Consider the following 12744-nt stretch of genomic DNA (forward strand, 5'->3'; position numbering starts at 1 on the left):
GGTGGTTGAAAATGATCTGCGGACAAGCAGTTCCGATCGCCATCGGACTTCAATCGCGCCATCGACCATCATGAAGCAATACGGCGATCAGCAAGCATGGCCCAGGCCAACGCCACCGGATGCGCCGCGTGATAAACGGAATCTTGCTTCCGCGCGGCAGTAGCCGACGCAATCTTGCACCCAAGTAGCAACGCAACCGCACGCAACGAGCGTGGCCCCGTGGTCGACGGAGCGCTCACGAGCCGCCTTGGTCGTTTAGCGGTGGGTTTTGTGGTGGTGTCCCGTGCGGGATTCCCAGGATGTTCGGGTTCGGGGAAGCACCTTTGAACAGGTTTTGCAGGATAGCCACAACATCGGGTGCCACCTGCGGCTTACCCGCAGCCAAGATCGCCGGCGGCCCAGCCGAGCCAACACCAGACTGGTCATCAACCGACGGCGCCGGCCCCGACACCCCAGCTGACCCAGCCGGCGAAACATCCGACGAAAGACCATTAAGACTCGGAATAAACAACGGCTGCTCAGCAGCAGCCGCCACACCAGAGGAATCAGACGCACTCGCTGTCAACCGACGCTCACCAGACCCCGACGAGTCCACCGACGACGAACCAGCCACCGACTTATTACTAAAAGCCAACGTCGTCGACACCAGAAAACTCACCACCGCCCCGATCAACACCACCGACAACACATGCGCCGAAGTCACCGCCCGCCGACGCCGATCCGACCCCACCACCGAATCGGCCACCTCCACCGTCGACAACCCATCCAACATCGCCAACCGAGCCGTACGCGGAACAAACAACAACGGCAACGACGACCCATCACCACACACCGACTCAGCACCCAAGCTCCCAACACCGCCCTGCTGACTCAGCTCACCAACACAGCCCCCCGACACCGAACCCGCCGCAGCAATCACCGCACCACGCGCCAGCGCCAATCCCGCCTGCTCAACCGCACACACCGACACCCCAGAAACCTCACCAAGACACCCAACAACCTCGTCGAAATCACCAACCGCCCCCGCCACAAACACCACATCAGGCTGATCCGACAAATGCGCCAACATCGACACCACCAAACTCCGCAGCGCCTCACCCGACCCGAAGCAACCGCGATACACCTGGCTCTCGACATCTGACACCGACCCACCAGCACCAACAACAGTGGCCACCGCCGAATCCGACTCCACCACAAACACCGCCGTCGTAGCCACCCCACCAGACTCAGCAACCCGACACGCAACAGCCTCAGCCGCATCCAACATCGGCACCGCCACCACCGTGTCGATCCCCAAACAGCTCAACGACTCCACAACCAACGACGCCTCAGTACCCACATCCTCAGTCCAGGTAATCGCCACCCTGGCCAACACATGACCACGCGCCGCAGCCACCGCCTGAGTACCCAAAACAACAGAAACCACATGCTCAGAAATACTCGGCGCCGACACCCCCCCCTCCCCCCCAGCCCGACTCACCTCAAACTCATCACACTCCACCAACCCACCACACCCATCCGACCCCTCCACCAGCAGAAACCGGACCCACGTCGACGACATCGCCAAACCCAATGCGAAACCCAAAACGACTCCGTCCACCTTCTACGTTCGGAGACTGCGGCCCGGCCCCGCCAGAAACGCGTCAGCAGCCGTGGCAACGCACACGTATCTGACATTCCTTGCGGAAGCTGGCGCATAGCCGGTGTTCAGCGCCCCAAGAATGGCGAGCATGGCGATCGTTGCCGTCTTGGATACCTCGTTGCCCAACTCCAGCCAGCACGCAAGCCCCGTTGGCTTACAAGCCGAACGGCGCGCGAATGGCCTGCTCCGGGCCTGCCAGAACGGATGGAGACTAGTCGGTGGCGCCTCTTGTCCAATCGCTGCGACATCCAGATGCGAAGCAGAATCTGGCTGCCACCGAAAATGCCCGCCAAACAGAGAATTCCCACCCACCGCCTTGACAACGTGCACAGGAATATGAGTATGGCGACGCCTGGCGGATGCATGGCATGGACGCAACGCATCCACGCGCCCGCGCCCACCTGACGGCGAGCGAGCGGCCAAACGTGGCCGTTGAGCAAGGGCAGCTGCGATGTCTTCATATCGCACCGGACGCTGAGAGGGCTTGGATGCGGGTGATGAGGATCGCGGTCCATTCGGTCAGGTATTCGGTATCGGAGATACGGGTGTTGGGCTGGTGAAAGCGGCTGGCCGCCAGGCGAGCGCCGAGGATGCTGTTGATGCCGAGTGCGGCCAGCACGGTGCACTGTTGTTGGGTCAGATCGGGCGCCCAGGAGTTGATCCAGTCCGCCAGTTCGGCGTTGAGCCCATCGACGAGGGCTGCGTAGGCAGTATCGAGCAGTGGTGAGCGCTCCGCCGTGGCGCGAACGGCAACGTGTAGCAGTTCAGTCTCGTGATCGACGACGTCGAGCAAATGGCGACCAAGGGCTAGCAATTCGGCCCTTGAACCGGGGTCGACGTGTTCCGGCATTGATCCCTCGCAGTGTTTCCTTATTTCAGATAAGTATTCACTTTACAGTCGGGGCGGAGACGACGCCGGAAGACCCCTGGGGATCTGCCCCTCGGCAAACCATCCCATCGCGGGACGCATTGCTGTTGCCGTCCAGGCCAGCGTGTCACGGAAGCAAAGCGATCGAAACGATGGTCGACGCGGCGGCGCATTGCTTCCTCTTCTGAGCCGTCGCCGTGGGCTAGCCAAGCAGATCAGAGTGAGCGAGTGGTTAACTGACGGTGCCAGCGCGGACTTGGCGCAAAGATCGGCGACCCGCCGCCTCCCCCCGGTCAGGCGGACGAGGCAGCAGTAAGTCAGGAGCGCACATGACCGACGACCGGCTCGCGACGTCCGCACCGGCCCCCGACTCACCAACACCGATGAGTCGCGTAGCACTGGCGAGTTTTGCCGGAACCGCGATCGAGTACTACGACTTCTTCATTTACGGCACCGCTGCCGCGCTTGTCTTCCCCGAGGTGTTCTTCCCCGATCTAGGGCCCACCGTCGCAACAGTCGCCTCACTCGCCTCTTTCGCCGTCGCCTTTCTGTCCCGCCCGCTGGGCGCCGCACTGTTCGGTCACTTCGGTGACCAGATCGGCCGGAAGAAGACCCTTGTTGTCATTTTGGTCATCATGGGGTTGTCAACCGTCGCTGTCGGGCTGGTTCCTTCAACCGCGTCAATCGGGCTAGCCGCGCCCCTCATCTTGGTCACTTTGCGACTGTTGCAGGGATTCGCGGTGGGCGGCGAATGGGCCGGCGCAGCGCTATTGAGCGCCGAATACGCTCCCCACGGCAAGCGTGGAACGTATGGAATGTTCACCCAGCTCGGCGTCGGCACCGGCCTCGTACTGGCCAACGGTACTTTCTTTTTGGTCAACTCCACCATCGGCGAACAGAGCCAGAAGTTTATGACCTGGGGCTGGCGGCTGCCGTTTCTGCTCAGCGCCGCGTTGGTCGGCGTAGCCCTATACGTGCGACTCAACATCGACGAAACGCCAGTATTCGTCGCCGAGAACACACGCAACACCACTCCGAAGGCCCCGCTGCGCGAGCTATTCGGTAGTCAGCTCCGCCAAGTCACCCTGGCAGCCGGAGTCATGCTCGCTCCCTTCACATTCGGCTTCATGGGCGGGACCTACCTGATGGGCTACGCCAATACTGAGATCGGGCATCCGCACGGCCTCGTGCTCGGGGTCGGCATACTCGGCGGGCTGGCAGTAATCGCATTCACCGCCTTATCGGCCAGCCTGTGCGACACCCTGGGACGTCGGCGCATCATCTTGTTCGGATTCACGCTGGCTCTGCCATGGGCTTTCGCCGTTGTTCCGCTACTCGATACGGGTTCCCCAGTCCTGTTCGCAGTCGATATCGCGGTGACCTATGCGATCCTCGGCGTCTCCTTCGGTCCGCTGGCCGCATTTATCCCGGAAATCTTCGCCACCCGCTACCGGTATACCGGCGCGGGACTGGCACTCAACCTTGGCGGGATCGTCGGTGGTGCCGTCCCACCTGTGATCTCCGGCGCTCTGCTGGCCATGTTTGGCAGCTGGGCGATCGGGCTCATGATGGCGACAACGGCAGCGGTCAGCATTGTCTGTACGTACTTCCTACCCGAAACCATCACCTCGACACTCCACCTAGACCAATGGTCCGCACCAACAAGCTGACCGCTCGGCTCAACCTGGTCGGCGTCACCCCAGCCGATTCTGACCGCCCCGTTTCAAGCAGCCGGTGCCGCCCTGAACGTCAGTTCCCGCCTCGACCAGGCCGGCTTCACCGACACCCGGCGGGTCCTGGTCAGGTTTGCCCTGTTGACGAACGTTGGTGCCCCGATCCCTCGATTCCGCCCCACGAAGGTGACGCTGGCGGCGGTCCTGGCATCACCATCGGAGCCGACGATTCCGCCCACGAAGGTGACGCCGGCGGCGGTCCTGGCACCACCATCGGAGCGGACGAAACCGCCGCCGGCGGATCGATCAGCACACCCTTACCCGCCAGCGGAGGAGGCGGGCCAGCGGCCGCCACCGGAACAGGCAGGGGAACCCCCACGATCGGTGCCCCTGCCGGCAAAGGCGGGATAGGCACGACCGGCGGAGCTGCTGGCGGAGGGCCCCCGACCGGGGCCCCAGCTCCCCCTACGGGCGGACCGGGAATCGGCGGAGGGCCGCCCATAGGCAGCGGTGCCGCCGCCACGTCCGGGCTGAACATCAAAGCGACCCAACACAGCCCGGCGCCGGCCGCCAGTGCTATGTCGAGTCGACCAAACGCCTTCACAGACAAGCTCTCCTTTGTTCATCGTCAGGCACTCCCGCGAATCGCCCTCGGGAACCGTATTGCCGTGCCGACACCGCGAACAGACACACGGCTGAATTGACAGCAGAAGCACCGTCGATTGACAGCGGAACCACCGTGGAACGTAAGCGCGACGTGACCGCTCGTTCTCCACGGGGTGACCTACCAGCTGGTCTGGTGTTCTAGGTAACACCCTGATCCATTGCGGCACAGACAGCGGCGGCGCGAACGGTCGAAACCGCCGACCGTTGCGCCGCCGCTGAACTGCCCGATCTCAGTGCGGGATGCTCATCCGAAGGATGTCATTGATGATCTGCTTGATGCCCTGCGCGGGTTTCGACCACAGCGCAATTGGCAGGCCTGAAGCTGAACCGCACTTAGGCCATGCCTCCAGCCCCTGCTCACGGAGGACCCGGTTGGCCACCGTGATTTGTTGCTCCCGCGAGTTGGCTGCCGGGTTGCCGACGCCACCGAATGCCGCCCACGTCGCGGGCTTGAATTGCAGCCCACCGTACAAACCGTTGCCGGTGTTCGCTGCCCAGTTGCCACCGGATTCACACTGGGCGACCGCGTCCCAATTTGGGCCCGGGGCGGCATAAGCAACGCCGGTAGACAAGGACATCGAGGCCGCGACGAGGCCCGCCACTATAACTGGCTTGATCGAGTTCGCGATGTTGGTCACCACGGTATTTCGCAGGGAGTATCCGAAACGTTACAGACGAGCCCTCCCCACAACGACAACCTGGATATACCAGCCCGAAGATTCCTCTTCCGGCGGCGAAGAACAACCTCGGCGCAGGTTGTCGGGAATTGGCGTGATCTGCAAAAACACTTGTCGTAGGTCAGTCGTATGTTCATGGACAAGCATCCCGACGTCGACCAGGACTACGCGGTCGACCATGATCCAGGAACTGAGGAACAGCCATGAGCTGGTCGATCAAGGACATACCCGACCTGCATGACAAGGTGGCCATAGTCACCGGAGCGAATGGCGGGCTAGGACTCGCATCCGCCAAGGCACTCGCCGGCCACGGCGCCCACGTCGTGATGGCGGCACGCAATCAGGCCAAGGCAGCAGATGCGCGTGCCGAGATCCTCGCCGCCCACCCGGACGCATCCTTAGAGGTCACAGAACTCGACCTCGGCCGGCTCTCCTCGGTTAAAGCTGCCGCCAACCAAATCGCCGCCAAACACGACCAGATCGACATCCTCATGTGCAACGCCGGCGTGATGGCAATGCCAAAAGGCACCACCGAAGACGGCTTCGACACCCAGATGGGCATCAACGTCCTCGGCCACTGGGCCCTCATCTCCCACCTGCTACCCGTCCTGCTCGCCACCCCCGGTACCCGGGTGGTAACACTGTCGAGCACCGCACAACACACCGGCCGTGCTATCGACCCCACCGACCCGCACATGCACAAGAACTTCGACGCGTGGCGAATGTACGGGCAAACTAAGCTGGCCATGCGCCACCTCGCCGTCGGACTCCAAGCACAATTCGACCGCGCCCGTCTCGACGCGAAAGCACTGTCCGCCCAGCCGGGGCTCACAAACTCCGATCTACAGACAACGACAGCCGCCCACGGCGGCGCCGGCCCACTTGGCGCTTTCTTCGCGTGGCAGGTCAAGACCATGGGAATGTCGACCGATCGCGGCGCACTTAGCCAGCTGCGAGCGGCCGTCGATCCCAAAGCTCCCGGTGGCGGGTTCTACGGCCCGTTGTTCGCAACCAACGGTCCGCCGGTTCGCAAGCCATTGATCCGGCCCGGCAGCGATGCAGCTATCAAGGCATTGTGGCAAGTCGCCGAAACTGAGACCGGCATGCGGATCGACGTCAGCGCCGCCCTCGGCAAGCCATGAACATGCCACTCACGGGTTGTGGTTGGCAGTGTCAATTCCTCGGCGCCCGGCAGTGTTCCCCATCCCCGCAAGCGGGGCGGCTGCCCTATTGAATGCCAACCCGGTCCCAGGTCGGTAGAGCCGCCTACACCGGCGCGTCTGGGCCCTTTACCCTCAAGTGTTCACGCAGCGTATCGCCGGTGTACTCGGCGCGGAACGCACCACGTTCCTGCAAGATCGGCACCACGCGGTCAACGAATTGATCAAGGCCGTGCGGGGCCAGGTGCGGCACGATGATGAACCCGTCGCAAGCATCGGCCTGAACGTAGCGGTCGATCTCCTCAGCGATGTGGGCGGCGGTGCCAACGAATTGCTGCCGGGCCCTGAGTGCGATAACCAGCTCGCGGATCGACAAGTCCTCGGCCTGAGAAAGTTCCCGATAGCGGCGGGCCAACACCAACCGATCAGCGTGCCGGACACGTCCCTGAGTGCTGCTGGTGTCGGGAATCGGGTCAACATCGGGCAACCGGCCGTCCGGATCGTATCCCGACAGGTCGCGACCCCATACCCGCTCCAGCGTCGCGATCGCAGCCGCACCACTGACCTGCTGATGGCGGATCTGCCGTGCCTGATCTGCCGCATCGTCGTCGGTATCTCCGATAACGAACGTCGTCGCTGGAAAAACCTTGAGTTGGCCTGCATCTCGACCACAAGAGCGCGCCTGGCCGTGGACGTCGGCATAATAGCGCTGACAGTCCCGCAGGGACGCGTGCAAGGTGAACAACGCATTGGCATGCTGGGCGCCGAATGCCCGGCCCTCGGCGGAGTCACCCGCCTGCAACAGCACCGGATATCCTTGAGGCCCCGCTGGAAGCGTCGAGACGCCACGCACGTCGAAGTGCGAACCGGAGTATTCGATGCTGCGGATCCGCTCCGGATCGACGTAAACGCCGCTGCGAATATCAGCCAGCACTGCGTCGGGTGCCCAGCTGTTCCAGAATTGGCGGGCTGCGGTAAGGAACTCCTCGGCCCGCAAATATCGGTCGGTGTGGTCCAGGAAACCGCCCCGCGGCAAGTTGGCACCGGTCAACGTGTCCGAAGGCGTGACCATGTTCCATCCTGCACGGCCGCCAGACAGATGATCGAGAGACGCAAATTGCCTCGCCGCCTCGAACGGTTCGCTGATCGCGGTGTTGACGGCCCCAATCAGCCCGATGCGATCGGTGACCGCCGCAAGGGCCGCAAGCGCCGTGAAACTATCCAGCGGACCCCGCACGCCTAGGTCATAGATCTGGCCACGGTGCTCGGGCGAAGGCACACCTTCTGTCAGGAAGATAAAGTCGAGCAATCCGCGTTCAGCAGCGCGGGCTAGGCACACGAACGAGTCGAAGTCGATCTGGCGGCCAGCAGTCGGGTCAGTCCACACCGTGGTGTTGTTGACCCCTGAAAAATGAGCCGCCAGATGGATCGGTTTGCGGTGCTTTCCTTCCCGCACTTGGCCAAATCTCATAGGCCCAAACCCCACCGCTGCGCAAGGAGTTCGTGTGAGCGCAGCCGATCAGAGTGCCGGTGGGTAATCGATGTAACGACAAGTTCGTCCGCATCGGTCGCGTCTCATCGCTGGTGTAAATGGTCACGGGCGTAGGTTCCGTCGCAACCGACGAAAGCTATGAAGGAGGGGCTACGCCCGTGACCAAGCGAGTATCGCCGATTGAGCGTGTGCGTGTTGAGATGGATCAGTTGTTCGCCGCGACCGAGCGGCCGTTGACCGAGATTTTGGAGGAGGTCGGGCGGTTATCGGTGCGTCTGGTGTTTCAGGTCGCCGTGGAGGCCGAGGTAGAAGCAGTGTTGGGCCGAGCCCGTCACCAGCGTCGGGTTCAGGACGGCCCGGGCGGGTACCGCAATGGGTATCAACCGCCGGCGACGGTGAAGACCACGATGGGCTCGGTCGAATTATGCCGCCCGAAACTACGCGACACCGACGAGCGGTTCTGTTCGCGGCTATTCGGTGCCGGGGTGACGCGCACCCACGCTCTGGAGGCGTTGGTGATTTCGGGATGGGTGCGCGGTTTGTCGGATCGCGACATCGAGGCCGCGTTGGCCGAGGTGCTGGGCTCGCAGGCGGCGTTGTCGCGCTCGACGGTGAGCCGGATTTGTGCGGCCATCAAAGACGAGTTCGCTGCGTGGTCGTCTCGACGCCTTGATGAGCTGGTGTTGGACTACCTGTTCTTGGATGCCTCGAACTTTCGGATGCATCCCAACGCCCCGGCCGAGCCGGTGCTGGCCGCCTGGGGCATCTGCACCGACGGCAAGCCCCTGTTTATTGGGCTGGCCCCAGCCGCAGCGGAGTCGGCTGATGCGTGGGCCGACTTCTTGGCTGACCTGAGGAACCGGGGACTACGCCCGCCGCTACTGGGCATCTCCGACGGGGCGCCGGGCCTGATCGCCGCATGGGAGACCACGTTTCCGGCAAGCCTGCGTCAGCGGTGTCTGATCCATCGCTGCCGTAACGTCATCGCCAAGACACCTGTCGCGGTCCAGGACGAGATCAAAGCCGCGTTCTGGTCGATCTTCGATGACATTGACCAGCCACCCGGCCAGCAGGCCGTGGATGAAGCCACCCGCCGCGCCGAGGAGTTCACCACCACATACCGCGGGCTCTACCCAGCCGCGGTCGCTTGCCTGGCCAACGACTTCGCCTCGCTGAGCGTGCATTTGCGCTTCCCCCGCCAACACTGGACACGCATCCGCCATTCCAACCTCATCGAACGCACCTTCGGAGAATCCCGTCGCCGGGTCAAGGTCATCGGCCGCCTACCCGGCGAAACCAGCTGTCTGTCGCTGGTATGGGCCGTCCTCGACCGCGCCAGCCGCGGCTGGCGCGGAGTCACCCAAACATCAGCGACCAGCCGCCACCTCCAAGAACTACGCCACCAACTGCTCGAGCCACCCCGCCCACTGCATCCCCCCACCACAACAACCACGACCGACACCACCGCCGCGTAACATGACCACCAGGAACATGCGCCCAGCGTTTTTACACCAGTCCTAAGACGCCACCCCCGCATCAGTAGCCCGTTGTAGGGCCTGCAGTCGATCCGCGACTTCGTCCGGGTCGCCCACGAATTGCGTTGCCAGTCGGTCAATTACCACAGCCAACTGCTCATCAGTAAGCGGAGCGCAGTCATCAGGGTCGGGATAACACATTGCTCCGCCACCCGCACGAATGGAATACACCCAATGGCCATAGCTGGATGCAAGGCGCCGGGCGGTGGCGGTGTCATCACCAACGACGACGTCGGCCGAAGCGATAACGTAGGGCCGCTGCAGTATTGATGACGGGACGAATGACTCACGGTAGGCGTCGATGGCGTCGAGGGCAGTGGCCGGGGTGATGTGATAGCTGGCAACGAACGGCAGACCCATCTGACCTGCCAGCCGCGCGCTGGGTCCGTTGCTGCTGCCGAAGATCCACGGTGTCAGGTTGGCGCCTTCTCCCGGCACCGCATGCACATCGAAACCGTTTACCTGATAGCTGCCGGCCAGCATGGCCACGATGTCACCGACCTGCTCGGCGAAATCGGGGGGAACCGCCTCGGGCTGATGCAGGATCGAATACGTCGCCGTCAACCGGTCACGGTCGAGCAATGCCCGGCCAGCCGGGGGCGGCGGGATCACCACACCGTCGACCTCACGCCATTCGCGCAGAGGTTGCGATTTTCTGGTCGCTCTAGTGCGATCTCTGGGCTTCGCCGCCCGTCGCTGGGCTGATCGCCCCAGGCCAAGGTCTATTCGCCCAGGATGAAGGGCATCCAGCATACCGAAACTCTCGACCACCGCGGCCGCAGTGGTGTATCCGAGCTGAACGGCACCCGACCCCACCCGAATCCGGTTGGTGCCAGCGGCGATCTGCCCAATCAGCACCGCTGGTGACGCACTGGCGACACCGACGAAATGATGTTCAGCGATCCAGAACCGACGATAGCCCCACTGCTCGGCGCACTGGGCCAGCTCAATGGTGTTTCGCAAGGCCGTCGCAGCATCGCTACCTGAGCTGATCGGCGACAGGTCCAGGATCGACAGCGGCACAGTCATTGTCGGACCTCAGTGTCGCGGTTGACTGCCACCGGAAGGCCGAGCCGCTCGCGCAGTGTTTCGGCATCTTGGTACCCGCTACGGAACCGCCCCGCACGCTGTAGCAGCGGCACTACCTCGTCGACGATAAGCCGAAGATCGGTGAAATTTGCAGCCGGCCGCAGCCGCGCACCATCTATGCCAAGGAGCTGCCACTCCAATAGCATGTCCACCAACTCAGCTGGGGTACCTGCGAAGACGACTGCATCGGACCTGAAGTCGCCGTCGCCACCGAACGAAACCACGACGTCGGCGAGGACTTTCAGCTGCGCACCACCTGCCGCTCGAACCTCATCGAGGATACTGCGCAGTGCGGCGGCGTCGGTGGGCGTAACGAACACAAGGTCGGCGCACGCGGCGGCGAATTCATAGATTGGCGCACCGTGCGCCAGCGCGGCCACCACGGGCTGTCCCTGCGGCACAAGGGGTTTGAGAGACGGCCCCTGGACCGAGAAGGACTTTCCGGCAAAGTCGATGTGGTGCGGTTTGTCCCGGTCGGCGTGGTGACCGTCAGCCACGTCGCGGGTCACCGCGTCATCCTCTGGGGTTTCCCACAGCCGACGCACCACCTCGACGTGCTCCACGGCCTCCTCGATCAGTTCGTCGGACTTCAACGAACCGTTCCGGCGCCCGAACAGAGCCGCCTCATGCGCGGTCGCACTAATCCGGGCTTGCCAGCCAGCGCGCCCGTGCGAAATATAGTCAAGGGTGGCAATGGACTTCGAAACATGGAATGGCTCGGCGTGGGTAACCGTGGCCACGGGAATCAGCCCGATGTGACGCGTCGCCGGGGCAATCCGGGCAGCGACCAGGACTGCGTCGGCCCGACCCGCCAGGCGCCGGGGATCGATCCGCTCGCGGCGACCCGGTTGGGGCATCAAAGTATCGTCGATGCTGAGAAAGTCGAGCATCCCGCGCTCCGCGGTGCGCGCAAGGTCACTCCAGTAGCGACCGCTGAGCACCGACCCGATGTCGGGGCTGGACCCCAGCGTGGCCCGCCATGCTTGCGGGTTCCAGCCATAGCCGTCGAGCGCTACCCCCAGATGCAACTGTTTGGTCATGCCGATCCTCGGGCGCAAGTGCGATCTTGTCTGGCTTTATGCCGATCGTTTGACGTGTCCGGCGCGCGGGAAGCGCGCGCGTCGCAGCCGATCTCGCCGCTGTGAACAACACACGTTGCCGCGACATACCCGGAGAAGTGCGCTACATCACGAGCAGTGAGGCGTCGGCTTCTCGTAAGCCCTGCGGCGCGGCGCAACCCGGCAACGTCCCGGTCGACCATGTCCCAGTAGTGAGCCGACGGAGCCAGGGCAACATAGGGGCATTGGCCTAGGTATGTCAGTCCGACCAAACCACCGAACTTCGCCGGAACTGAAACACCGGTGGCTAGCCCCTGCGAACGCCTCGTAGCAGCGTCTTTCCGTACCATCTCGCCGCGCCTGTCAGCCGCCCGAGCGGCCCCGCGCTACCCGCGTCACAACCAACCGCCAACCCAGCAACAGCACTGCAGTGGCCGCTGAAGCCACCACCACGAAACTCGCTGCCACGCCAGCCGAACTGACTTTGCGCAACAACATGCCAATCCCCACAGTGCACAGCCACACAATAGTGCCGGTGGGAACCACCGCGGTAGGACGCCGCCAGCCGCGCGATACGAACCATCCAATGAGTGTCCCGGCAAGAAAAGGCCCTGCCGTCGCCGTGACTCCGCTGATCGTGAGCCCTTCATCGTGGCTGCGGCGGCCAATAGCACAGAACACCAGCACACCGATGACGTCTGTAGCCAGCCAGCCCAACCACGCCAATCCGCGCCGCGCCTGCATCCAGCGAGACTACCGGCCCCGGGTTCGCCGGCTCACCGCCACGTACCAGGATCGCGTCATTAGTGGCGTAACGGCACCGGCCAGGCGCGACTGAAAGCTGTCGTCATCCGGCTAACCGCGGCCGGAGGCCGGCGTTAGCG

At 63.4% G+C, this 12744-nt stretch carries 11 protein-coding genes; 3 read left to right on the forward strand and 8 right to left on the reverse strand.

The annotated features are described in order from the left end of the window. Nucleotides 1–235: 235 nt before the first annotated feature. The gene (locus ACO07W_RS09035) at nucleotides 236–1600 is read right to left on the reverse strand and encodes a DUF7159 family protein (protein WP_421842520.1); all 1365 of its coding nucleotides are present in this window, start codon (nucleotides 1598–1600) and stop codon (nucleotides 236–238) included. Between the two features lie 499 nt (nucleotides 1601–2099). Next, nucleotides 2100–2492, reverse strand: a complete 393-nt coding sequence (locus ACO07W_RS09040; protein ID WP_421842522.1) for a hypothetical protein — start codon at nucleotides 2490–2492, stop codon at nucleotides 2100–2102. 347 nt (nucleotides 2493–2839) lie between these two features. Between ACO07W_RS09040 and ACO07W_RS09045 the strand changes: the two genes are divergently transcribed. Further along, on the forward strand, nucleotides 2840–4180 hold the full coding sequence (locus ACO07W_RS09045; RefSeq protein WP_421842524.1) for an MFS transporter: 1341 nt from the start codon (nucleotides 2840–2842) through the stop codon (nucleotides 4178–4180). A gap of 899 nt (nucleotides 4181–5079) precedes the next feature. Here ACO07W_RS09045 and rpfC read toward each other — a convergent pair. Further along, the gene (gene rpfC, locus ACO07W_RS09050) at nucleotides 5080–5502 is read right to left on the reverse strand and encodes a resuscitation-promoting factor RpfC (RefSeq protein ID WP_421845894.1); all 423 of its coding nucleotides are present in this window, start codon (nucleotides 5500–5502) and stop codon (nucleotides 5080–5082) included. Between the two features lie 15 nt (nucleotides 5503–5517). Continuing rightward, a complete protein-coding gene (locus tag ACO07W_RS09055) occupies nucleotides 5518–5706 on the reverse strand; it encodes a hypothetical protein (RefSeq protein ID WP_421842526.1) in 189 nt (62 codons plus the stop codon). 23 nt (nucleotides 5707–5729) lie between these two features. Here ACO07W_RS09055 and ACO07W_RS09060 point away from each other — a divergent pair, with 23 nt between their 5' ends. Beyond that, nucleotides 5730–6668 carry an SDR family NAD(P)-dependent oxidoreductase gene (locus ACO07W_RS09060; RefSeq protein ID WP_421842528.1) on the forward strand — a complete coding sequence of 313 codons (939 nt, stop codon included), beginning with the start codon at nucleotides 5730–5732 and terminating at the stop codon, nucleotides 6666–6668. 124 nt (nucleotides 6669–6792) lie between these two features. Here the strand turns inward: ACO07W_RS09060 and ACO07W_RS09065 are convergent, their stop codons facing one another. Next, entirely contained in the window at nucleotides 6793–8157 is a 1365-nt protein-coding gene (locus ACO07W_RS09065; RefSeq protein WP_421842530.1) for an NtaA/DmoA family FMN-dependent monooxygenase, read from the reverse strand. Nucleotides 8158–8378: 221 nt separating this feature from the next. Between ACO07W_RS09065 and ACO07W_RS09070 the strand changes: the two genes are divergently transcribed. Continuing rightward, a complete protein-coding gene (locus ACO07W_RS09070) occupies nucleotides 8379–9653 on the forward strand; it encodes an IS256 family transposase (RefSeq protein WP_421840071.1) in 1275 nt (424 codons plus the stop codon). Nucleotides 9654–9695: 42 nt separating this feature from the next. On the opposite strand, the gene ACO07W_RS09075 is transcribed toward ACO07W_RS09070, so the two are convergent. The 3 genes from ACO07W_RS09075 to ACO07W_RS09085 form a co-directional block, all read right to left on the reverse strand. Then, nucleotides 9696–10742: an LLM class flavin-dependent oxidoreductase gene (locus tag ACO07W_RS09075; protein ID WP_421842532.1), complete on the reverse strand. Its 1047-nt coding sequence runs from the start codon at nucleotides 10740–10742 to the stop codon at nucleotides 9696–9698. Continuing rightward, nucleotides 10739–11842 carry an LLM class flavin-dependent oxidoreductase gene (locus ACO07W_RS09080; RefSeq protein ID WP_421842534.1) on the reverse strand — a complete coding sequence of 368 codons (1104 nt, stop codon included), beginning with the start codon at nucleotides 11840–11842 and terminating at the stop codon, nucleotides 10739–10741. The genes ACO07W_RS09075 and ACO07W_RS09080 overlap by 4 nt, the downstream gene beginning before the upstream one ends. A 381-nt stretch (nucleotides 11843–12223) precedes the next feature. Then, nucleotides 12224–12604 carry a DUF3054 domain-containing protein gene (locus ACO07W_RS09085; protein WP_421842536.1) on the reverse strand — a complete coding sequence of 127 codons (381 nt, stop codon included), beginning with the start codon at nucleotides 12602–12604 and terminating at the stop codon, nucleotides 12224–12226. Nucleotides 12605–12744 lie beyond the last annotated feature (140 nt).

Source organism: Mycobacterium sp. (genome assembly GCF_965230835.1).
In the GTDB taxonomy this organism is placed as follows: Bacteria; Actinomycetota; Actinomycetes; order Mycobacteriales; family Mycobacteriaceae; genus Mycobacterium.

What these genes read in the sequence shown, in the direction of transcription:
- ACO07W_RS09040 (WP_421842522.1), bottom strand. Translation starts at nt 2,492, where the DNA reads ATGCCGGAACACGTCGACCCCGGTTCAAGGGCCGAATTGCTAGCCCTT.
- ACO07W_RS09045 (WP_421842524.1), top strand. Translation starts at nt 2,840, where the DNA reads ATGACCGACGACCGGCTCGCGACGTCCGCACCGGCCCCCGACTCACCA.
- ACO07W_RS09055 (WP_421842526.1), bottom strand. Translation starts at nt 5,706, where the DNA reads ATGGTCGACCGCGTAGTCCTGGTCGACGTCGGGATGCTTGTCCATGAA.
- ACO07W_RS09060 (WP_421842528.1), top strand. Translation starts at nt 5,730, where the DNA reads ATGAGCTGGTCGATCAAGGACATACCCGACCTGCATGACAAGGTGGCC.
- ACO07W_RS09065 (WP_421842530.1), bottom strand. Translation starts at nt 8,157, where the DNA reads ATGAGATTTGGCCAAGTGCGGGAAGGAAAGCACCGCAAACCGATCCAT.
- ACO07W_RS09070 (WP_421840071.1), top strand. Translation starts at nt 8,379, where the DNA reads ATGGATCAGTTGTTCGCCGCGACCGAGCGGCCGTTGACCGAGATTTTG.
- ACO07W_RS09075 (WP_421842532.1), bottom strand. Translation starts at nt 10,742, where the DNA reads ATGACTGTGCCGCTGTCGATCCTGGACCTGTCGCCGATCAGCTCAGGT.
- ACO07W_RS09080 (WP_421842534.1), bottom strand. Translation starts at nt 11,842, where the DNA reads ATGACCAAACAGTTGCATCTGGGGGTAGCGCTCGACGGCTATGGCTGG.
- ACO07W_RS09085 (WP_421842536.1), bottom strand. Translation starts at nt 12,604, where the DNA reads ATGCAGGCGCGGCGCGGATTGGCGTGGTTGGGCTGGCTGGCTACAGAC.